The following is a 23,171-nucleotide window of genomic DNA, read 5'->3' on the forward strand; positions in this document are numbered from 1 at the left end:
AATAATTAATCGATCCATTTAAAATGCTTACACGCATTATAAATACCATCTTTATCACAGTCTGTAGTAATATAATCAGCCTTTGCCTTTAATTCAGGGCGCGCATTACCCATAGCAATATTTAGCCACTCAGGCCTAAACATAGACAAATCATTATACCCATCACCAAATACAACAGCCTGATTTGGCTTCATTCCAAAGTGTTCAAGCATATTACGAATACCCAACGCCTTTTCCATAGGCTCATATAGAACACAGCCATCACCATAACGAATGAGCTTATGTGTCATATGCTCGATATCCTTCTCCTCTTCCTCTCCTTCCTTGAAAAACACATATATCTTATAAAATTCTTCAACACTATGAAAGTCAAAATTAGGGTCTACAGTTGTTTTAAATACATCCCAATTTGGATGCCACTCTAAAATTTCCTTATACGGCGTAATACGACCGAGTTTATTACGGTCAGTTACGGCCCAAGGAATATTATGTGATTCTAAATACTCTAAATATTTAATACATGCATCACGATCCATACCTATCATGGATACCAATTCATTATTAACAGTGATACTGTGACCACCATCTGCTACGAAATCAGTAAGGCCTGCTTGCTCTGCGAAACGCTTAGCATCCACTTGAATACGACCAGTTGCTAAGGCTACACGGTGACCACGACGCTTTAACTCATCTAAACTGTATTGAGCACTTTCAGGGATTTTACCTTCAGGCCATACAGCTAAGGTATTATCGATATCGAAAAAGAAAAACTTCTGCTCCACAGGCCCTCCTAATCACGTCCACTCATTAACTTAAATCGTTCTTTTTGCACTACATCTGGATATTTTTCACGATCTACATCGCTTACAAACATCTCTAAGGGACGTACATACATATCGCGCTCATCATACAGTTTCTGATATACTACAAACTTTTCACCCGTCTCAGAGTGAGTCGCTACATCTAGCACATAATAATACATGCCTTTAAAATGACGATATAAGCCACCCTTTACAATTTCTTGCATTTATAACCTCATCACATAACATACACAAATAGTTACAAACCATATTAATCAAGAGATTCCATATATTGAATAGCTTTAGTCAACATATCTGCTGTAATTTTATATGGAGATACATCAATATCATGAACAGATGTAGCCTTTTCAACAATTTGAGGAATATGCGATGCAGTAAGATCTAATTGTGAAAGTTTAGTAGGCCAACCTAATTCGCGATATACTGGCAACCACCGTTGTAACTCATCCATTTGTTGGTCAACGGTTAACAAAATAAGTAAGCCATAAGCTACTATTTCACCATGCAAATGATTTTCTTCTGTTTCTTTATTAGTAACACAGCCATAACATACAGCATGAGCCATGTTGCTATTATATGCCATAGGAACACAACCTGATACAACACCGGTAGTAAAGATAACAGTCATAGCAATGGTATCAAAGGCATCACTACGTTTATTAGCTTGACTATCTTTATAGGCTTGTATACCATGTGCTAAAATTGGTTCACTACACATAGAAGCTAGAGTAAGGCCTAACTGAGTATTATAGTCTTGCTCGCGATTGCGAGCAGAAAGATGAGTTTCATAGTGTTTTGCAATAGTATCTCCCATTCCTGCCCACAAGTAACGGCTTGGTGCTTCTACGAGAATATCAGCATCAATAAAGCAGTGCACAGGAGGATGATTTACAAAAGCTACGTCATCAAAAGTATGATCTGCCGTGTATACAGCTGCCACTTCTGACGTTGCCGCACAAGTAGATGCAATGGTTGGAATTGTAAAGAATGGTTTATCATCTAACTCTATAGCTACTACTTTTACTGTATCCATGGCCTTACCACCACCAACAGCAAACAAAAAGTCCGCATCTTTTACAGATGCCATTTGTGCAATTTCCTTGCCTCGAGCAAAAGTACACTCTCCACCAAAGTGGATAATATCTAGCACCTTAATCCCCGCTTTATCAAGCACGGGACGAATGTGTGGCAAAGCTTTAGAAAGAGCTGTTTCGCCACCGATGATAGCTACAGACTTGCCATATAATTTTGTAAACTTTGGAATAGCGTCAAATACATCATGACCTCCAAAACTATAACTAGGTAAACAATGAGTACTACGCATAAAATTTCCTTCCTTCTTTTATCATTTATATCCTTATTTATCCTTATTATAGAAACTTCTACACACAAAATCAATTTTATATGACAACAATCAAAACATAAAAAGGCTCTATACTCTCACAAAATGAAAGCATAGAGCCTTTATCTTTATTACTTATTATCGGAAGCAAGACCTTTATGGATAAGACCCACAACAAAGCCTAATACCGCAAAGCTTACCCAGCCCATACCAGCACTTTGAAATGGAATATATTGAGCAAAGAGCTGTTCCAAAGCTGTAGGTGCAATACCTGCAGTTTCAAGACCAGTCATGAGGGCAGAGATCATTGTGAAAGCCATAGTCCATGCATATACGCAACGACGACCACCAAACACATTATGAAGAAGTGCCAACAAGATGATTACGATAGTCAACGGATACAAGAGCATCAACACAGGAATTGCTGCACTGATGATTGTTTTCAAGCCAAACATGCTAAGACCAAACGCCGCTACAGAGAAAATTACTACATATAATTTGTAACTAATCTTTGGCGTCAACTTGTGGAAATATGTACCGCAAGAAGTGATAAGACCAATACTTGTAGACAAGCAAGCTAGCAAAACGATGATAGCCAAGATGATTTGACCGAACTCACCAAACAAATAGTTAGCACTTACGGACAATACAGGAGCCCCTGTCTCGAACAAACCAAAGCGTTCAACACTAGTAGCACCGATATTAGCGATAAATACGTAAACAATACCAAGAAGACCTACCGCAATAGCACCTACCTCCATTACCGTTTTTGTAATCACAGCACGAGATGTAGCACCGCTAAGACGAACAAAGTCGATTACAAGAATAGCAAATACTACGGAAGCTAAGGCATCCATTGTATTGTAGCCATCTAGGAAACCCTGTAATACAGCCGTTGGCGCATCACCATATGCCGGTTGTGGCACCGCATAACCACCAAGTGGAGTAATAAAGGATTTAACAATTAACAACAGAATTACAAGTAGTAAAGCTGGTGTCAAAATATTGCCGATACGGTTAACAAGTTTTTGCGGACTAATAGATAACCACAAAGAAATACCAAAGAATAATGCCAAGAAAATTGGTTCCATATTCATTCTTAAACCTTCAGCAAAAGGTTTAATTGCGATTTCATAAGCTACAGTACCAGTACGTGGCGTCGCAAACATTGGACCAATACTCAAGTATAAAGAAATTGTGTACAACAAGCCATAAATCGGATGAACACGACTTGCAAGTTCTTCAACATCTTTACAGGAAGAGTAACCCATCGCTGCAACACCTAAGAGTGGAAGGCCTACACCAGTTAATACGAAGCCGAGCAAAGCCCAACCTACATTATCACCAGCATGTTGCCCTAAGGCCGCTGGGAAAATCAAATTTCCTGCCCCAAAGAATAGAGCAAATAACATCATACCTATAGCCAAATAGGCACGGGTCGACAGATTGTCGTTACCATTCATAAATGTAACCCCCTTTAGGTCAATAAAATAATATTACCATTATAATCTAAAGGAGCTAAGGTATACAAGAAAAATATCCTCACTATTCTATATCCGTATAATGTTATTCCCATAAGTAAAAGGATTTAATTTTTAAATATAGCTGTAAAAGCATGTGACATCACACATCTTATACATATTCGTTCATGATATGGTAATAAACTATTATCTATGAAAGGTTTCTTATATGAACTTGCACATCATAGAAGGTACTACCCCAGCCTTGATCTGTGGGACGAGCTGCGGTAAGCGCATTGATTGCCACATGAGGATCACTCGATTGGGATTGCCACCATACACCTAGCGTTACCAAAGTCCCCCGTTGCACTTCATCGTCGTAGTAGGCTTTAATTTTTACACTGCCACGATTGTTATAGATTTCTACCTCAGCACCATCGTTTATGTTATACATTTTTGCATCTTCTGGATGAATGCGAAGTTTCATCAACTCAGGATCATTAAAGTCTAATTCGCAGAAGCTAGAGTCCAAAATTCGAATATCATTACCGATTATGAGCCAAAACGGTGCATTGTCACCATATGGAGGCATATACCGAATTAATGGTTCTACATCTTGCGGATTATATAATTCAATTTTTCCAGACGGTGTTTTGAAATCCATCTTATAATTTTCAGGTACCGTCATCTCCACAGGCTCACCGTTTAAAATCAACTCTTGGTCCCTCTTGGATATACGACTCGAAGTGTGCACAATTTGTTCAATAAGCTCTCTTTCACTAAGGTTAAAAAATGCATCCTCCAACCCCATACGTTTTGCTAACTCGGCGATAACTTGCCAATTGGAACGAGACTCCCCAACTGGATCAATCAATTTGTAACCCGTACCAATTGTGTAATGACCATAAGAATTATAAATATCATCATGCTCTACAGATGTTGTGGCCGGCAAAATAATATCCGCATATTTACAGGTATCCGTAAAAAAACGCTCATGCACAATTGTGAATAAGTCATTACGCATCAAACCTTTACGAACCACATTTTGATTAGGTGCTGTAATAGCAGGATTTGAGGAAAACACATATAAGCTATGGACCCCAACTCTTTCGGGATTTGTAAGCATCTCCCCAAGTTTAATCATAGGCATCAATCGTTTAGCTGGCGCATGAACATGAGCCTGTTGCATCATATCTTTGCCAATAAATTTACTACCACTAGCACTCGACAACAATCCCCCCCCAGGATATTGCCATGCTCCAACCACAGCAGGCAAGGCATTAATAGCACGGCATGTCATAGCACCATTACCATATCGAGACAAACCACTGCCGAGACGGATAAACGGCGCTTTTGATGTAGCGTATGCATGAGCGAACTCAGTCATACGATCCACGGAAACACCACAAATATCAGATGCTTTCTCCGGCGTAAAATTAAGCAACACCTCTTTTACCAGCTCATCGTAGCCTTGGACATGTTCCTTAATAAAATCTGTATCCGCCAAACCGTCACGATGAATGATATGGAGCATACCTAATGCTAGCGCTCCATCACTACCTGGTTTAACGTAAATATGCTCATGAGCTTGGCTAAAAGTATAGGTTTTATGAGTATCGATAATCCAAACGCGGGCACCATTCTTTTTTGCTATGTTCACATCGTGTAAAATATGAACATCTGTAGCTGTCGCATTTATCCCCCACAAGACGATACAGTCGCTATGTTGCGCCTCTTGTGGTTTAATACCTAATGTTTCACCATAAACGGACCGGAACCCCGCTTGTTTAGCAGGAGAGCAAATACCTCGATCTTGGTCTGTAGCACCAATACGGCGAAAAAAATAATCTGCTGCAGGACTCTGAATAACCCCCATTGTTCCTGCATAAGAGTAACGCAAAATACTTTCACTGCCATAAGTATCAATAGTTTCTTTGAAATTATTGACAATTGCATCAAGGGCTTCATCCCAACTAATACGAGTGTACTGAGCTTCACCAATTCCCTTTTTACCGACACGCTTCATAGGGTACTTCAAGCGCAACGGAGAATGGATTACTTTTTCATAATGTGCCATCTTAGGGCATAGTGTACCTCTTGTGAAAGCATGTGCTCTATCCCCTCGAACAGATATTACTTTATTATTATCGACTGATACAATGAGTCCGCATGCATCAGGACAATCGTAAGGGCATACAGATTTATATTCTTTCATGATAAGCACCTCGCTTATAAATTGTATAAACTATAGGATGTATATTTATATTATATTATAGTATGACTCGTATAAGTATAACCTTTTGCACATATTCTGAATTAAAAAGGTTTTAGAAATGATTATTTTATGTATATCAATGCATTCAATTATCACATTACATTTATGACCTCATCATTTATTTTGATATATGTAGTTAAACATTTCAAGTTTTATCGATATCTATCCATTATCATTCTTGTCCAATGCCTAAACAGATATACTAATAAGTTCTATAAAAATACCAAAATTCTTCAAAAAAATCATGTAATCATTACTAAAAGTCATAACCATATAGTTTTAGGTATAATCAGACATTTTAATAGTGTCGTATAGATTATGTGACAAAAATCACCGGTACGTATGCGTATTTAGTAATGTCGTTCAGACTGTAAGACTATTCAATCTCACTTGTTTCTGTGCTATACTGACAGTGTCATTTGAGAGGATATAGAACTCACAAGAAATCATTTTGAATTCATGGTTATCTAATGTGAAGTAGCTATATCAGGTACATATTTTCTGAAAAGAGGTTTTAACGATGGCAGACGCAAAAAACACTGTGTTATTCCCTTATGAAACACTAAAAAAATTGAGCATGGACGCTTTCCAAAAATTTGGTTTCTCCGAAAAAGAAGCTGACATCATCCAAGACGTACTTTTGACTTCTGACTTGTTCGGTATTCAAAGCCATGGTATGCAACGTATGGTTCGTTACCATAAAGGTATCACTAATGGCTTGATTAAAATCGATGCTAAACCTGAAATCGTAAAAGAAACTCCAATTTCTGCAGTTATCGACGGTCATGACGGCATGGGTCAATTATTGGGTCATAAAGCTATGGAAATGGCTATCGAAAAAGCTAAAAAATCCGGTGTTGGTATCGTATCTGTACGTAACTCCAACCACTACGGTATCGCTGGTTACTATGCTAAAATGGCATCCGACCAAGGCTTAATCGGTTTCTCTTGTACAAACTCCGAAGCAATCATGGTTCCTACATATGCTCGTAAAGCTATGCTTGGTTCTAACCCTATCGCTTGGACTGTACCAGCTGATCCAGTTGACTTCTTCTTCGATTGCTCCACTACAGTAGTAACTCGTGGTAAACTTGAAATGTACAACAAAATGGGCAAAGCTACTCCAGATGGCTGGGCTGTTAATAAAGACGGCGTTCCTTCCACTGATGCAGCTGAAGTATTGGGCAACATCTCCCGTCATGAAGGTGGCGGTATCCTTCCTTTAGGTGGTGCTACAGAAGTTCTTGGCGGTCACAAAGGTTATGGTAACGGCATGATTGCTGAGTTGTTCTCCTCTATCTTGTCCCAAGGTGGTACTTCCAACAAATGTATGGTTGGTGGTAAATCCAACATCTGTCATGGCTTCATGGCTATCAACCCTGAATTCTTCGGTGACCCTGCGGAAATCAAAAAACACTTCTCCCAATTCTTACAAGAATTACGTGAAGCACCTAAAGCTCAAGGTCAAGATCGTATCTATACTCATGGCGAAAAAGAACATGAATCCGTTGAAAAAGTTAAAGCTGAAGGCATCCCTGTACTTAACGGTACAATGCTTGAAGTTCAAGACCTTTGCAATGAATTAGGTCTAGACTTCAAATCCTACTTCGGCGATTATGTACCAGAAGCTCCTGCTACAATGTTCAAAGGTAACTACTAATACCTAAACTTAGTAATGGCCCTAACAAGGACTTGTAGTTAGTACAGAAGGGGACATAAACACTGTTTATGTCCCCTCTCTTATGTTTTTAACCTCATAGGCTATGAGGTTAAAAAATTTTATGTACTATATCAATTTTTATGATAAGTATATCTGTTATTTTATTGTAAGCTTTTATTTTAACTGAACTTTTACAAATTAACATCATAGCGATTTATTCATCAATTAAATTGATTAAACTACGTCGTCCTGTTGAGCATATATTTTTGTTTTACTTGAAAGGATGATCTTAGAAATGAGTGCTATCACCGTTCTATTAGCGCTATCTCCAATCATTTGGTTGATTGTAGCGTTATCCATCTTGAAATTACCTGCATGGCAAGCAACAAGTGTTGCTGCGATTGGTTCTTTCATTATCGCTATTACAGCATTCCAAGCTGACCCATTTATTATGGTCACTGGTGCCCTTGAAGGTGCCGCATTGGCAATCTGGCCAATCCTATTAGTTATTACAGCTGCTATCTTCGTTTATAACTTGGTAGTACATACGAAAGCAATGGAAACTATTAAAACCATGCTTTCTTCTGTAACATCTGATACTCGTGTACTTGCATTACTACTTGCATGGGGCTTTGGTGCCTTCATGGAAGGTATGGCTGGCTTCGGTACTGCCGTTGCAATTCCTGCAGCTATGATGGTTGCCGTAGGTTTTGACCCACTTAAATCTATCATCGCATGTCTCGTTGCAAACTCCGTACCAACAACATTTGGTTCTATCGGGATTCCAACAACTACATTGGCATCCTTAACAAACCTTGATCCAAGCCATTTAGGTACATTCATTTCCGTACAATTGTTCTTGCTTAACCTTATCGCTCCATTCTTTGTTGTTATGATTATTGGTGGCGGTATTAAAGCGTTAAAAGGCGTATTCCTTGTAACATTGCTTTCTGGTTTAGCATTAGCAGTTCCTGAAACTGTAATCAACGCTGTAATGGGTCCAGAATTATCCGTAATTTCTGCATCCATCGTTATCATGGCAGTTATCATTGGTTGTGCAAAAATCATGCCTCCTAATGATCCTAAATACGCAGTTAAACAAACTGGCGAAGTCCCTAAAGTTTCTGGTGGCGAAGGCCTTGTAGCTGCAATGCCATTCATCTTAATCTTCGTATTATTGTTATTAACTTCTAAATTGTTCCCTGCAATTAATGGTCCTCTTGCGTCCATTAAAACATCTGTACCTATTTATCAAGGTGCTGGTGCAAAACCTTACACATTCGTATGGATTGCAACTCCTGGTATTATGATTTTTATCGCTGGTATTGTTGGTGGTTTCATCCAAAAAGCAAAAGCTGGCGAAATCTTCGGTACATTGGGTAGCACAGTTAAAAACTTGAAATTCACATACCTTACAATCATCACAGTTGTTATGACAGCTAAATTGATGACTTACTCTGGTATGACTGCAGACATTGCAAAAGCAATGGTTGCTGGTACAGGTACATTGTATCCTCTATTCGCTCCTATCGTGGGTGCGTTGGGTGCATTCTTAACTGGTTCTGGTACAAACTCCAACGTATTGTTTGGTCCACTTCAAATCGCTGCAGCTCAAGGTTTAGATCCTACAAACTTCGAAGACCTTGGCTTCTGGTTGGCAGCAGTTAACTCCGGTGCAGCTGGTATCGGCAAAATGTTGTCCCCACAATCCATCGCGATTTCTATTGGTGCCGTAGGACCTGCTTTAAAAGCATACCTAGAAAACCACAAAGAAATCAGTGCTGAAGAAGCTCATAAACTAGAACATGAAATCGAAGCAAGCGTTATCATGAACAGCGCATTCAAATACTTCTTGATCTTCATCGTTATGCATGGTTGTATCTCCTTCTTCGGTCAACATTTCATCCATGAAATTCATCATTTCTTCTTCTAAGAATTAGTGAAACAAAAAGAACAGCTCATTACGAGCTGTTCTTTTTTGTTTGTATTAAGATACTACATTTTTATTCTTACTAATTATAATTAGAAATACTTGCGCTCAACTTCCCATTTTGTAAAGTTGCCACTTGCTGCATCGATTTCAAAGTCATATTCGTAACCATTGTATCGAATTTCACCTTCGTATTCTAATCGACCATGATCATAGTCATGCCCAAATTCAGTTACATTAGCTTGTGTTGCTCCTGGCACGCGTGCCAATGCACGATTTAATGCCTCTTGTTCACCGATACCTTGCGCAGATGCAAATGTTGTTAATCCAACAGCAGCCACAGCAGCCAATACCAAGGCTTTCATAAACTTTTTCATAATAACCTCCTATATACGATAAATTATATTGATTTTTTTAGATTTACTCTATAAATTTATTCTAATCTATAAATCGAAATACATCAAACTCAAACTTTTGGTATACAACCACCTCTCAAACACTATACACTACGTTATTATTTATATACTCACAAAAATATTTTATATATAAATACAAAAATTTAACCTAAGTAAAATAGTATATAAAGGCTAGAGGTATATACAGACCAAAATAGAAAAAGCTTTTACATATAAATCTATAGAATAATCCATACAATTATGTTACAATACATTTTATTATAAGATAAAATTTAATGCAGTCTGCGAAGTGCGATTCGCAGACTTTTATTTTTCTCACTTTTAGTATAGGAGGGTTTTATGACTCAAGAAAGCTCTGCTAAGGTCTCTTTCATCTTGGTAGTATTCCTCGGTCTGTTGACGGCGATTACACCCTTAGCAACAGATCTTTATTTACCAGCATTACCAATTATGCCTGGGGAGCTGAATACAACAGCCTCTAATATTCAAATGACCATAGGTATTATGACCTTTGGTGTCGCATTAGGACAACTATTTGGTGGCCCCATTAGTGATACAATGGGGCGTAAACTACCTCTTATCGTTGGTAATTTACTGTGTGTCATCTCTGGTATCATCTGTGCCTACGCACCTAGTATTGAAATACTGTTACTAGGTCGTTTCTTACAAGGATTAACTGGATCTATAGGCGTTGTAATCGCCAAAGCTATCGCTCGTGACTTTGCATCCGGCCAAGAATTGACTAAGCTATTTGCATTACTTATGATGGTTAATGGCCTTGCGCCAGTACTTGCACCATTAATAGGTGGCCAATTGCTACTCTTTACTACATGGCGCGTTATTTTTATTATCCTCGCTGTATTCTCAGCCATTCTATTAGTAGGTTCTCTTCTCTTCCGTGAAAGTTTACCCAAAGAAAAACGTATTGCAGGTGGTATCACTACATCTGTAAAAAATTATCTTACGCTGATGAAAGATAAACCATTCCTTGGGCAAACCTTAATCCAATTCTTTGCCTTTGGTGCATTCTTCTCATATATCTCAGGCTCATCCTTTGTATACCAAAATATCTTTCAACTATCCGCCCAAGAATTCAGCTATCTCTTTGGTGTTAATAGCTGTGGTATCATTTTAGCCAGTGCCATTAATGGCCGAGTAAGTAATGTTGTAACAAGCCGTCAATTACTTACATTTAGCCTATGGCAACTTACAATCGGTTCTTTACTATTCTTAGTAGCTATGATTCTAGAATTATCCCTTATTCCCGTAACAATTATTCTATTCTTTACAGTATGTACAGTATCCCTATTCGGCTCCGCCTCCTTCTCTATGGCAATGACCAAATATGGGAAAATGGCTGGTAGTGCCTCTGCAGTGCTTGGCTTTGCCAGCATGTTCTCTGCAGGGATCGTGTCTCCACTCGTTGGTATTGGTGGGGAATATACGGGTATTCCCATGGGGATTACAATGCTAGTATGTGCAGCGCTTTCCTTATTGTGCCTATATGGTTTAGTTGAGAAAGAATAATCTATTTTACATTTATGTAAGTCCCACAATGGGGCCCAACTACAACAGAATATTATTAGTATATAAATAAGATACCCCTTTCCTTGCTCAGTACGGCGCTACGCTTCGTAAAATTGCTTTGGAAAGGAGTATCTTATTTGTATTGACACTACCCGTAGAGACGTCCCATTGTAGGGCTAACAAACTATATCTAAAATATATTAATTCTTTCTTCCTACAACATTCTAAGCACAATAAAGGAACTCTCCTGTCCAACGGATTATGAGAAAAAGAGATGTGCCATAGGCACATCTCCTCTCCCTATCCACTGTACTAGTTATATATTTTCAATGGGACATCTTCATAATTAGCGTATATAGAAAAGAATACAGCCCTCTCTGCAGCGATTTTACGGAACGTAGTGACGTACTGAGCCAAGAGAGGGCTGTATTTTTTCTATACTAGTAATATGCAGTTGTATTCGGGCCCCATTATAAAATGTAAGGGACCTTATCGCTTATTCACTAAATTCCATCCCAACTTCTCCCCACTGCACTAGTTATATTTTCAATGGGACCGCTTCATACAGGTGTATATAGAAAAGAACACAGCCCTCTCTGCAGCGATTTTACGAAGCGTAGCGCCGTACTGAGCCAAGAGAGGGCTGTGTTTTTTCTATACTAGTGTTATGTAGTTGTCACGGGGCCCCATTGAAAATATAACAGAGCACCCTTATTCAAACATTGTCGATAGTAGTAGTTTCAATCGGTTTGCTTGGTTTACCGCACTGGATCCTGGATCGTAGTCGATAGCTGCGATTCGCACGTCTGGGTAGGCAGCGGATAGTGTTTTCACCATGCCTTTACCTGTTACGTGGTTTGGTAAACAGCCGAATGGTTGTAAGCATACGATTTGTTTAGCTCCTTTTTCGATAAGGTCAATCATATCGCCTGTGAGGAACCAGCCTTCACCACATTGGTTACCAAGTCCGATGAATTGAGCTGCTTCTTTTGCTACTTCTGTCATACGTTGTAGCGGGTCAAAATGTTTTGACGCTGCTACAGCTTTTGCATATGGCAAGCGGTAGAGCTCAAGGGCTTCACGAGCCAATGTACCAAAGAAGCCAGATAGCCATGTACCATCAAGGTGCTTAGCACGGTATGTGCTATCCATTGCACAATACAAGAAGAAATCTAGCAAGCCAGATGTAACGACTTCGCCGCCTTCCTTTTCAATGAGTTCATTAATATGATTGTTAGCACTTGGATGGAATTTAACATAAATTTCCCCTACGACACCAACACGAGGTTTTTGTACATCTTTATTAATTGGTAAGTTATCAAAATCATGGATGATTTCTTTGATGTACTTATTATATTGTCGAAGACTGGCAGATGTAATATTATCACGTAATTTTTTAATCCAATAATCACATAATGCATCGGTAGAACCAGGATTTGTCTCGTATGGCCGTGTGGCAAGAACACATTGCATGAGCGCATCACCGTATACAACAGCTTGAATCATGCGATGTAAGAAACCTTTTGTCAATTTGAAGCCCGGTTGACGTTCCATATCGCTCGCATTGAGGGATAGGATTGGCACTTGTTTCATACCAGCATCAATCAATGCTTTACGTAAGTAACCGATGTAGTTTGTAGCACGACAACCACCACCAGTTTGAGAGATGATAACAGCCGTCTTATCTACATCATATTTACCGGATAATAGTGCGGACATGAGCTGCCCTACAACGATAATCGCTGGGTAACATGCATCATTATTGATATATTTCAAGCCCACTTCAATATCGTCACGTGTTGGAGCTGGCAACATTTCAAAGTTGTAACCTTCATGTTGAAGTACAGGCTCCAAAAGGCTGAAATGTAATGGTGACATTTGTGGCACCAAGATTTTATATGTCTTACGCATTTCTTCTGTGAAGACAACTCGATTGTAATCGTAAGTTGGTAATTTCTCTACCACTACTTCTTCCGGTGCCTCAGGATTATGATGACGACGCAAGCTACGTTCCATTACAGATTGCAAGGAACGCAAACGGATTGTCACGGCTCCAAGGTTTGTACCTTCATCGATTTTGAGCAAGGTGTGGATTTTGTGATTTGCTGAAAGTATATCTTTTACCTGATCTGCTACGATGGAATCGAGGCCACAACCAAAGGAGTTGAGTTCTACAATTTGGAATCCTTCAGTTCTACTTACAAATTCAGCGGCACGATATAGGCGACTATGGTAGGACCATTGGTCTACAACACGCAAATGCTTGATTTCATTGCCTAATGGTGCAACACCATCTTCTGTAAGAACAGCCATGCCAAGAGATGTGATAAGTTCAGGAATACCGTGGTTAATACCGGAGTCCAAATGATATGGACGACCAGCCAATACGATTGTCGGAATTTGTTCTGCCACGAGGCGAGATACAGTTTTCTTTGTCGTTTCACGGTAAGACGCTTTACAGTTTTCCTGCTCTTCCCAAGCGAGGTCTACAGCCTTAGTAATATCCTTCTTCTTTAAGCCTAAGAAATCCAATGCTTTCACAAGGGCCGGAACAAGGGATTTTTTATCAGCTAGCGGCAAGAATGGGGCGTGGAACGGAGTATCGCCCAAAACCTCTTGCATATTATTTTTGATAAGTTCTGGATAGGAAATAACCATTGGACAATGGTAATTATTGTCGCGGCTAAATTCCTTAGGGCCATGTTGAATACAAGGGTACCAAATAAAGTCTACCTGTGCATTCGCTAAGTCTCGAATATGACCATGTACAGCTTTTGCAGGATAGCAAGCCGTATCAGATGGAATCGTATCGATAGCCTTATTGTATTGATCCTTAGTTGTATAATCTGAAAGGATTACTTCATAACCCAAGCTATTGAAGAATGTAAACCAGAATGGGAAGTCCTCATACATGTTGAGAACGCGAGGAATACCTACACGCATTTTACCTTCAAACTCTGGAATGTTTTTCTTCAAGTAGTAATCAAAGTAACGACGTAATTTTACATCTACCAAGTTAGGAACTGGCTTACGCTTCTCTTGGATCATATCGCCAGCACCGCGGTCACAACGGTTGCCCGTTACGTACGTACGACCATCGGAGAAAGCGTTGATAGTAAGCATGCAGTTATTTGGGCAAAGGCCACAATTGCGCATTGTCGTAGATACTTGTAAAGAATTAAGGCCTTCACTATCTAGCAATGTACTTTCACCCTTTTGTAACTCTTCCGCCGTTTCCGCTGCAAGAAGAGCCATACCGTATGCACCCATCAATCCAGATACGTCAGGGCGAATCACCTCTACGCCCATCAATTTCTCAAAGGCACGCAAAACGGATTCGTTATAGAACGTACCACCTTGTACAACGATATGATCGCCTAATTCTTTAGGGTCTTTCACCTTAAGAACCTTATAAAGGGCATTTTTAATTACAGAATAAGCAAGACCTGCCGCGATATCTTGTACCGTAGCACCTTCTTTTTGAGCCTGCTTAACCTTAGAGTTCATAAATACGGTACAACGAGAGCCTAAATCGATTGGCATAGGTGCCAATAACCCTTCTTTTGCAAATTGATCGATTGGAATTCGTAGACCGGATGCAAATGTATCAATGAAAGAGCCGCAACCAGATGAGCAAGCTTCGTTCAACACGATATCTTCGATATACCCATCACGAACCTTACAGCATTTCATATCTTGACCGCCAATATCCAAAATAAAGGATACATCAGGGCAGAAGAATCGGGCCGCACGATAGTGAGCCATCGTTTCTACTTCGCCTATATCAATGCCAAGAGCGCGTTTAAGAAAGGCCTCACCGTAGCCGGTTACGCCAGAGTGTGCAATATAAGCACCTTTAGGCAATAATGTATAAATCTGCTCAATGATTTCACGAGATTTTTCTAATGGTTTACCATGATTAGGACCATAGTGGGAGAAGATAATTTCCTTATTACTATTAATGAGTACTACCTTTAGTGTAGTAGAACCAGCATCAATCCCAAGATAGCAAGGACCTTGAGCATCCTCAATATTCGCTTTTGGCGTTACCGCCTTAGCGTGACGAGCACGAAATTCTTCTAATTCTTGTTCATTCTTAAATAGCGGATCGACACGGTCTGTAGCTTCCATAGGAATACCGATAAGTGCACCGATTTCCTTTGTCAATTGACCAACAGTGATCTCACGGCACTCATCTTTCATCAATGCCGCCCCTAAAGCAATGAACAACTCACCATTCTCAGGGATAATGCGATGCGCTTCATCCAACTCTAAAGTATCGCAGAAGCATTGACGCAACTCGGATAAGAATGTCAATGGACCGCCAAGGAATGCTACATTACCTTCGATTTTATGTCCGCATGCAAGGCCAGCAATCGTTTGGTTTACAATTGCTTGGAATACGGATTTTGCAATATTTTCATGAGATGCGCCTTGATTTAACAAAGCTTGTACGTCTGTTTTAGCAAATACGCCACAACGTGCCGCAATTGGATAAATCGTATCAGCATTCATGGCTAATTGGTTAAGACCAGATGCATCTGTCTGCAATAAGGTCGCCATTTGGTCGATAAAAGCGCCCGTACCTCCAGCACAGGAGCCATTCATACGGTGTTCCGCAGTTTGACCTAAATATGTAACCTTCGCATCTTCACCACCAAGTTCGATGATAACGTCTGTCTCTGGATAGAGGGCTTTTACAGCTCGCGTTTCAGCAATCACCTCTTGTACGAATGGGATGCGCACCTTTTCGGCCATAGCCATCCCACCAGAACCAGTAATACATACATGAACAAGAGCGTCTTCATGACCAACTTGAGCCTCTTGTAGCAAGGTATATACTGTGTCCAATATGTTTGCATAATGGCGTATGTACTTTTTATACAAATAATTATCGTGTTCGTCCAACAATACAACTTTAACCGTTGTAGACCCCACGTCAATCCCCATGCGTAGCATGTGCTGCATAAATACCTCTCTTTTTAACGACTGTATGACCACCTATGTGACCATACTTATTTTTGTGAAAGTCTCACATGTAATATGTACAACATATATACTGTACTAAGCATCTAAAATAAAAAATTAAAATAGATAAGGATATAATACTTTCACCAAAATATCTAAATTTTTAAATATCCTATCTTTATTATACAACAATAGCAGTTAAAATCTAAGTTATTTCTATATCTAAAATGTTATAGAAAATATGTTAAGATTTGAATTTCAAAGTCATATATATAATAGGATGTAAAAAATATTATACCATTTTACAATGAAAAATAACGTATCTTTTGTAACATAACAGGTCAAATCAAATATATTAATTGCATCAGACAATATGTAATATATAAGAAACTAACCCCAAAATTGATTCCAATTTCGGGGTTAGTTCATAAGACAGTACGTCTTATTCATATCTATAAAGTTATGTCATAAGAGAGTATTAAATTTAATACATATATGTTATTCCAATCATTGATTAGAACGCTGGGATGATAGCCCCTTTATAATGTTCTTCAATGAACTTCTTAACTTCTGGAGATTGTAATGCTTTAGCTAATTTTTGGATAGCTGGTTTGTTTTCATCACCAGGATTTACGGAAAGAAGATTTGCGTATGGAGAATCCGCTTTTTCTACGAATAAACCATCTTTTGTAGGATTAAGACCTGCTGGCAATGCATAGTTAGCATTGATTACAGCTGCGTCTAAGTCTTGAATAGAACGAGGAATTTGGGCTGCCTCTAACTCTGTAATTTGGATGTTTTTAGGGTTGCTAGTCACATCAAATGGTGTATTAGTCAAACCAGTTGGGTCTTTCAAAGTTACAAGACCTGCACTTTGTAACAAAAGAAGTGCACGAGCACTGTTTGTTGGATCAGATGGAATCGCTACTTTTGCTCCATTAGGCAAATCTTTTAAATCTTTGATTTTTTGAGAGTAAATAGCCAATGGTTCGATGTGAACTGGGGCAAAGCTTACGAAGTTTGTACCATGATCTTTATTGAAGTTATTTTGGTAAGGCACGTTAGCAAAGAAGTTTGCATCTACTTCATGGCTAGATAATGCCATATTTGGTTGAATGTAGTCTGTAAATTCAATGATTTGAAGATCTACACCTTCCTTAGCCAATAAAGGCTTAATTTGATTTAAGATTTCAGCATGAGGTACAGGGTTCGCTGCTACCTTTAACACCTCTGCTTTAGAACTACCAGCACTGCTGGAACTTGCATCATTTGTGGAAGAGCCACAACCACTAATCAATAAGGACGCGCCTAATACGGCCGTCGCTGCTAATGCTAACCATTTTTTCATGTAATCCTCCTATCTACGATGAACACCTACATCTATTGACGAGGACTCACGCGTATACAACACACGTAGATATTGTAATAAATTTATATATTCTTATTCATGTATCTACATTTAATCATTTAATAATTTCGATGTTGTAAGTATAGCAATTTAAATCCTACCCGTATAATAGTTTTTATATATCAATTAATATAACCAAAATCTATAGCAAGATAAGAGTAATTACATTTAACTATGCCAAGTACATAAAAACGGTACTAAGATGATTCCCCATACTACTAGGTAATATACCTAATAGGTGAAATCAAACTTAGTACCGTTATTAATATTGCTCTATATAATAAACAATCTAATCAAAATCAAAAAATCAACTTATAGAGTTGACGTTGTTTGCTCGATAGAAATAGTTACAGGTGCTGATAATTTAGCCTCTAGCCAAGCTTTTATTCGTTCCAAATCTGCATCAGATACAGTGGACGTGGTATAGATAATCACCATATAGCGACTCGCTTTAGGCTGTTCTAGATTATCTATCAAAGGCATGCCTTCCACTTTACTTACAAATGGGAACAACGCCTTTGCTTCAGCTTCTGTCGTTTTCATAGTATTTATAGTTTCACTTACTAATTGATAAGTCGGCTGGTACAGATTACTCAAGTTTTTATATGTTTCAAGATTCTCTGAAGATTTATTCAAGTTCGTCTTATCCATAGTAGATTTTTTCTCATCTACGCTATTAACAAATCGTAATGTATAAGGCTGCAAGTACTCATCCTTCTGTAACTTGTCATCCAACTGGGCTTGCTCCTCTGAATTCACAGGAGCTCCTATAACTACTAAGTCTACTAGCTTATTCGTTCGATCCAATGAATAATCAATCACTTGTCGACGTCCATCTTGATTAATATCATTCTTAATAAACTGCTCTATATGATTTGACTCAGAATACTTGATGGTCATATCATAGCCTGCATAAATACTTGGTATAGCCATAATAAGACCAATCACAAGAAATATTAGCTGATTACGACGAATAAGCTCTTCTGCTTGTTTATGGAATGGCAAACTATATACACCCTTTAAAACAATAAAAGATACAAAGAAGATAAAGAATGCATTTATAAAGAATAGATAGCCAGCCCCAAAGAAATAGTTCCAATTTCCATTAGCAAGGCCATACCCTGCCGTACATAGTGGTGGCATAAGTGCAGTTGCAATCGCAACCCCTGGTATAACATTATCTAAGGTCTTACGCGTTTGCCCAATAATCCCAGCTAACCCACCAAATATAGCAATAAATACATCAAAAATACTCGGTTCTGTACGCGCTAATAGTTCAGATGTAGCCGTCTGAACGGGGGAAATATAAAAATATAAAGTAGATGCCAAAACAGCAATCGTAATCTGTAAGGATAATCTTAAAATAGCGCTTTTCACAACTGTAAAATTAAGCGTAGCGAAGCCAAAACCAGTTGCTAGAATAGGTCCCATCAACGGCGATATAAGCATAGCACCAATAATAACTGCCGTACTATTCATATTCAACCCAATAGAGGCAATAAACATGGAGAGGATCAGGATAACCAAAGCAGGTCCCTTAATCTTAGCCCCACCTATCAACCTTTTAGCAATGGTTGCATCATCGGCTCGCTCAAAATGTATATCAAAGTATTTATTTATTTCCATTCTTCTTCCTTATAATTTCATTAGCTCTGCAAAGGTGCCCACATTTACAAACATATGCTGCGTTGTTTTTAGCATTTGAACCATCAAGATGGCCCCCGTGCCTTCTCCCATCGACATTTGTGCTTGAATAGGAACCATGTCTTGAGTGATCCCCACCTCAGCCAAAGCGATTTCCGTACCTTTTTCTTTAGAATAATGCGATGGCAATGCATAGTCCTTAATACGAGCGTTTATGTGCGTTGCACAAGCAGCTGCCACAGATGTTATAAAGCCGTCAATAACAAAAGGCTTTTCAAAATCTACACAAGCTAGCATGGCTCCAAGAATAGCGGCAATATCAAAGCCCCCAACATGAGCTACGATTTTACGAACTCGGTCAGGCTCATGTTCAGAAGCCATATTGTTCTTATGATGCTCTAAAACAGACCGAACAAAATCAATTTTACGCTTCATCAGCTCTGGTTTGTCTGGCCAGGAACCAGGGCCCACGGTTTCCGTTGGCTTAGCTCCAGTTAATGCAGACAAAACACAAGCAGAGGTTGTTGTATTACCCAAGCCCATTTCACCAAAGGAGAACAGATTGATTCCTTGTTCTACATAATGTTGAATCCGTTCATATCCAGCTTGAAAGGCGCTATTAAATTCATCCTCAGCCATGGCAGGATGGTTCAAAATATTCTTTGTACCCTTCGCTACTTTGCGATTCACACCAATACCATCATCTGAGGCAATTCCTACATCTACAACCTCATAAGGAATATTGTTAAAGTTACAAAATTGTGTCGCCGATGAACCACCGAGTAACATATTACGAGATTGCTTTTGTGTCACCTCGTAGTTATAGCCTACATAGCCTTCCATGTTACAACCATTATCGGCAGAAAATATGATATGCTGTGGTCGAATCTCACCATTAATCTCGCTCCAAGCCGCGCAAATCTTACGGAAATATATTTCCCATAAACCAAGACCTCCTGGGATGAGACATTTCGATTGGAGAAATTTATTTAATTGTTTCTCTATAGGTAATACTGACTTATCTTTCATTCTAATCTCTAGTCCGCAACTAATATGCCAACTAGCCTTCTTTTAATTCGATATTATTCTATATGAAAGTATAGCATAAATTATATATCTAGTAATGTGACTATTGTTAGTTTTTAAAAATATAATTTAGTTTTGAATTTTAGTCTTTTAGCATCTATATTTTTAGTTGAAATTATCATTATATAATTACAATCAATCTAGCAGATAAAAAAGGTTATCCCCTCACAGGATAACCTTTTATTTGAGTTATATAATTAAGTATTTTCTTAAGCTTATCTAACCTACGAAATTAAGCACCTTGGAATTGTGGCATATCATCACCACTGGAGTCGTCCAATTTACCCTGAAGGTCATGGTCAACCATGGCACACACAGATGCATCAGACCAAACGTTTTCAGCGGTTTCAATCATGTCGATAATCGTATAGATTGGCAAGATGATACCAAGCAAGCCGATTGGTGCTCCGATGGAGCTCATCAAGGACAAGGTCAAGAAATAACACCCCATTGGAACGCCCGCATTACCAATAGCAGCGAGAACGGCAATAAATAACCATGCTACCATTATGCCAATCGTTAATTCCATTCCGGCATTTTGCATTACAAATAAGGATGTAACAAGAATGAAAGCTGCGCAACCATTCATGTTAATGGTTGTACAAATTGGCAATACAAAACGAGCTACTGCAGGATGCGCTTTCAAATTATCCTCAGCAGATGCCAATGTAACAGGCAAAGTTGCTGCAGAAGATTTTGTGAACAACGCAACAGCTACGGCCGGAGACATTTTACGGAATACGTCTACAGGGTTTAAACCACGGAATAACAAGAACAATGGAATTACGATAAAGAATTGGATTAAGTTACCGCCGATAACAACAGCAGTATATTTACCTAAGGCACCAACAATTACACCTGCTTCGATTTGTGCAGATAATTGACCTGCAAAGGCAAGGATGCCGATTGGCAATACATAAAGCAATGCTTTAATCAACGTGAACAATAACTCTTGTAAACCAAATAACACTTTCAACACCGCTTCACGATTTTCTGTGCGTGGCATGAAAGCAAAGGCTAAACCAACGGATGCGGAGATGAACATTACGGACAATACATTAGCTTGTAAGTAAGGTTGCAAGATATTGTTTGGAATAACGGATAAGAAATGATCGTAATAGGTAACGGTACCGAGTTTTTCTGGTACTTGAGATGCACCGGCACCAATTACATCAAGTGGTAAATTACCTGGAGCAATCCATAGGTATAAGCCAAGACCAACAGCTGCTGCACAAATGGTAGTAAGCAATGTATATACTACGGCGTGTCCAAAGATACGACCTGTGTCCTTTTTAGCACCTAGCATAGATAATGTAGTAATAACCGCTAAAGACACTGTTGGAATCGCAATGAATTGGAACAAACGAGTAAAGACTGCTGCAATAAAATTAAAGAGCTCATTTAGAGCTGGAATGTGTTGCCATCCTAAGATAGCGCCTATGATGAGAGCTCCCATCCATAAAATGAACTGACGCAATTTTCCTTGTCCACGACTTTTCAAGGTAATCTCTTGCGCTAGGGCATCGACATTTTTGTTGTTTTGATCTGCCATGATAACACCTCTCTACAAACTAAACTACTAGAGACTAAAAAAGAAATCCCAGCCCTAGGGCTGGGACAGTGAATATCCGAGTCTCTCTTTAATTCACATTATAGAGATATGATTTAAAATTGTCAATTCCAATATTTGAACACATTATAATATATTCAAGTATTATTTCAATTTTATATAGACATTCTAATAAAAACTAATGATACATATCTATATCTACAGTAATCATTCGCGTTCGCTCTGGATTAAACATAAAGTAAATGACTCTAGGCTGGTCATGATCAAAGTTATGGTAAACAACATATACTATATATTTCTCAGCTGATATCCGAGTACTATAATAATAATCTTCCTTAGGATCATCACCGACACTCTGTGTACCATCAATTACCCAGGGAAATAATTTCCAATTTTGTCGTTGAACGGTAATAATCTCATAATATTCATTCACGTCACTAACTAATAAATTTCTATCCTTTGGATATGTAAATGAATTGAGTGCTTCAACGGTAGTATCTTTATCCCTACTATTTATAAACGAATACCAAGCATGAGATTTAACAGTTTCCTCATACTGTGAAATCGTAGCTTCATCACCATCTAATACCAAGCAACTATAACTCCCACCCAATCCAATTACCTCAGCAGAAGAAACCACTTTCAAGCTCTCTGGTAAAGACTTAGGTGTTTGTAATGGAGCCGGAATATACCCCGCTTTAGATGAGGGCCATGTAGAGTGCCACTGTCTTGTATCATAATGAGATACCCCTATAGCAGAAAATGCTAAATTAACAGCTAATGTAGGAAACATACACAGAAAAAAGATTACATAAAAATATGTTAAAAATCTTTTTCGTATAGCTTTCTTACTATCGATTACTCCACATTTTTCAAACAATAACACAATCGTAGCTACTAACAAAATCAGATAGTATAACCCAGAATATGATATCTCATCCGAAAACAAAAATGTTAGTACCCAAAGAATTATAAAGAACCATATACTTTTTCTATATGGAGGCTCAGTAAACAAATTCTTTAAATACATTAAACACTGTCGCATATACACTCTCCACAATCGA

At 38.6% G+C, this 23,171-nt stretch carries 15 protein-coding genes; 3 read left to right on the forward strand and 12 right to left on the reverse strand.

Translation table 11 applies throughout. From position 1 onward, the window contains the following. Positions 1–5 precede the first annotated feature (5 nt). The 5 genes from AAA071_RS05150 to AAA071_RS05170 all read right to left on the reverse strand — a co-directional run bounded on the left by AAA071_RS05150 (position 6) and on the right by AAA071_RS05170 (position 5,838). Positions 6–782, reverse strand: a complete 777-nt coding sequence (locus AAA071_RS05150) for an HAD family hydrolase (RefSeq protein ID WP_004695003.1) — start codon at positions 780–782, stop codon at positions 6–8. An 8-nt stretch (positions 783–790) separates the two neighbouring features. Continuing rightward, positions 791–1,027 (reverse strand): DUF1653 domain-containing protein, encoded by a 237-nt coding sequence (locus AAA071_RS05155; protein WP_278618235.1) that lies wholly within the window; start codon positions 1,025–1,027, stop codon positions 791–793. A 44-nt stretch (positions 1,028–1,071) separates the two neighbouring features. Further along, a complete protein-coding gene (locus AAA071_RS05160) occupies positions 1,072–2,145 on the reverse strand; it encodes an iron-containing alcohol dehydrogenase family protein (protein ID WP_004694993.1) in 1,074 nt (357 codons plus the stop codon). A 149-nt stretch (positions 2,146–2,294) separates the two neighbouring features. Continuing rightward, positions 2,295–3,626 (reverse strand): branched-chain amino acid transport system II carrier protein, encoded by a 1,332-nt coding sequence (brnQ, locus tag AAA071_RS05165; RefSeq protein ID WP_278618236.1) that lies wholly within the window; start codon positions 3,624–3,626, stop codon positions 2,295–2,297. A gap of 208 nt (positions 3,627–3,834) precedes the next feature. Further along, on the reverse strand, positions 3,835–5,838 hold the full coding sequence (locus AAA071_RS05170) for a molybdopterin-containing oxidoreductase family protein (RefSeq protein ID WP_058948118.1): 2,004 nt from the start codon (positions 5,836–5,838) through the stop codon (positions 3,835–3,837). Between the two features lie 580 nt (positions 5,839–6,418). Between AAA071_RS05170 and AAA071_RS05175 the strand changes: the two genes are divergently transcribed. Together AAA071_RS05175 and AAA071_RS05180 are read left to right on the forward strand one after the other, a co-directional pair. Beyond that, positions 6,419–7,558 carry an Ldh family oxidoreductase gene (locus tag AAA071_RS05175; RefSeq protein ID WP_004698291.1) on the forward strand — a complete coding sequence of 380 codons (1,140 nt, stop codon included), beginning with the start codon at positions 6,419–6,421 and terminating at the stop codon, positions 7,556–7,558. 295 nt (positions 7,559–7,853) lie between these two features. After that, positions 7,854–9,491, forward strand: coding sequence for an L-lactate permease (locus AAA071_RS05180; RefSeq protein ID WP_004694986.1), 1,638 nt, complete (start codon positions 7,854–7,856; stop codon positions 9,489–9,491). 89 nt (positions 9,492–9,580) lie between these two features. Here AAA071_RS05180 and AAA071_RS05185 read toward each other — a convergent pair whose 3' ends face one another. Next, complete coding sequence (locus AAA071_RS05185) at positions 9,581–9,865, reverse strand: PepSY domain-containing protein (protein WP_195213318.1); 285 nt, start codon at positions 9,863–9,865, stop codon at positions 9,581–9,583. Positions 9,866–10,243: 378 nt separating this feature from the next. On the opposite strand from AAA071_RS05185, the gene AAA071_RS05190 reads away from it, so the two are divergent. Further along, on the forward strand, positions 10,244–11,431 hold the full coding sequence (locus tag AAA071_RS05190; protein WP_278618237.1) for a multidrug effflux MFS transporter: 1,188 nt from the start codon (positions 10,244–10,246) through the stop codon (positions 11,429–11,431). A gap of 711 nt (positions 11,432–12,142) precedes the next feature. On the opposite strand, the gene AAA071_RS05195 is transcribed toward AAA071_RS05190, so the two are convergent. The 6 genes from AAA071_RS05195 to AAA071_RS05220 all read right to left on the reverse strand — a co-directional run bounded on the left by AAA071_RS05195 (position 12,143) and on the right by AAA071_RS05220 (position 23,152). After that, entirely contained in the window at positions 12,143–16,399 is a 4,257-nt protein-coding gene (locus AAA071_RS05195) for a 2-hydroxyacyl-CoA dehydratase (RefSeq protein ID WP_101928495.1), read from the reverse strand. Between the two features lie 514 nt (positions 16,400–16,913). Next, the gene (locus tag AAA071_RS05200; protein ID WP_101928496.1) at positions 16,914–17,747 is read right to left on the reverse strand and encodes a MetQ/NlpA family ABC transporter substrate-binding protein; all 834 of its coding nucleotides are present in this window, start codon (positions 17,745–17,747) and stop codon (positions 16,914–16,916) included. A 372-nt stretch (positions 17,748–18,119) separates the two neighbouring features. Beyond that, positions 18,120–19,433 carry a DUF389 domain-containing protein gene (locus AAA071_RS05205; RefSeq protein WP_101928497.1) on the reverse strand — a complete coding sequence of 438 codons (1,314 nt, stop codon included), beginning with the start codon at positions 19,431–19,433 and terminating at the stop codon, positions 18,120–18,122. 9 nt (positions 19,434–19,442) lie between these two features. Further along, positions 19,443–20,480, reverse strand: a complete 1,038-nt coding sequence (locus AAA071_RS05210) for a nicotinate-nucleotide--dimethylbenzimidazole phosphoribosyltransferase (protein ID WP_101928498.1) — start codon at positions 20,478–20,480, stop codon at positions 19,443–19,445. Between the two features lie 289 nt (positions 20,481–20,769). Further along, positions 20,770–22,089, reverse strand: coding sequence for a dicarboxylate/amino acid:cation symporter (locus AAA071_RS05215; RefSeq protein WP_195213320.1), 1,320 nt, complete (start codon positions 22,087–22,089; stop codon positions 20,770–20,772). Between the two features lie 196 nt (positions 22,090–22,285). Continuing rightward, entirely contained in the window at positions 22,286–23,152 is an 867-nt protein-coding gene (locus tag AAA071_RS05220) for a hypothetical protein (protein WP_024060227.1), read from the reverse strand. Between the last annotated feature and the right edge of the window lie 19 nt (positions 23,153–23,171).

It is taken from the genome of Veillonella parvula, from assembly GCF_040097785.1.
Taxonomy (GTDB): Bacteria; Bacillota; Negativicutes; order Veillonellales; family Veillonellaceae; genus Veillonella; species Veillonella parvula_D.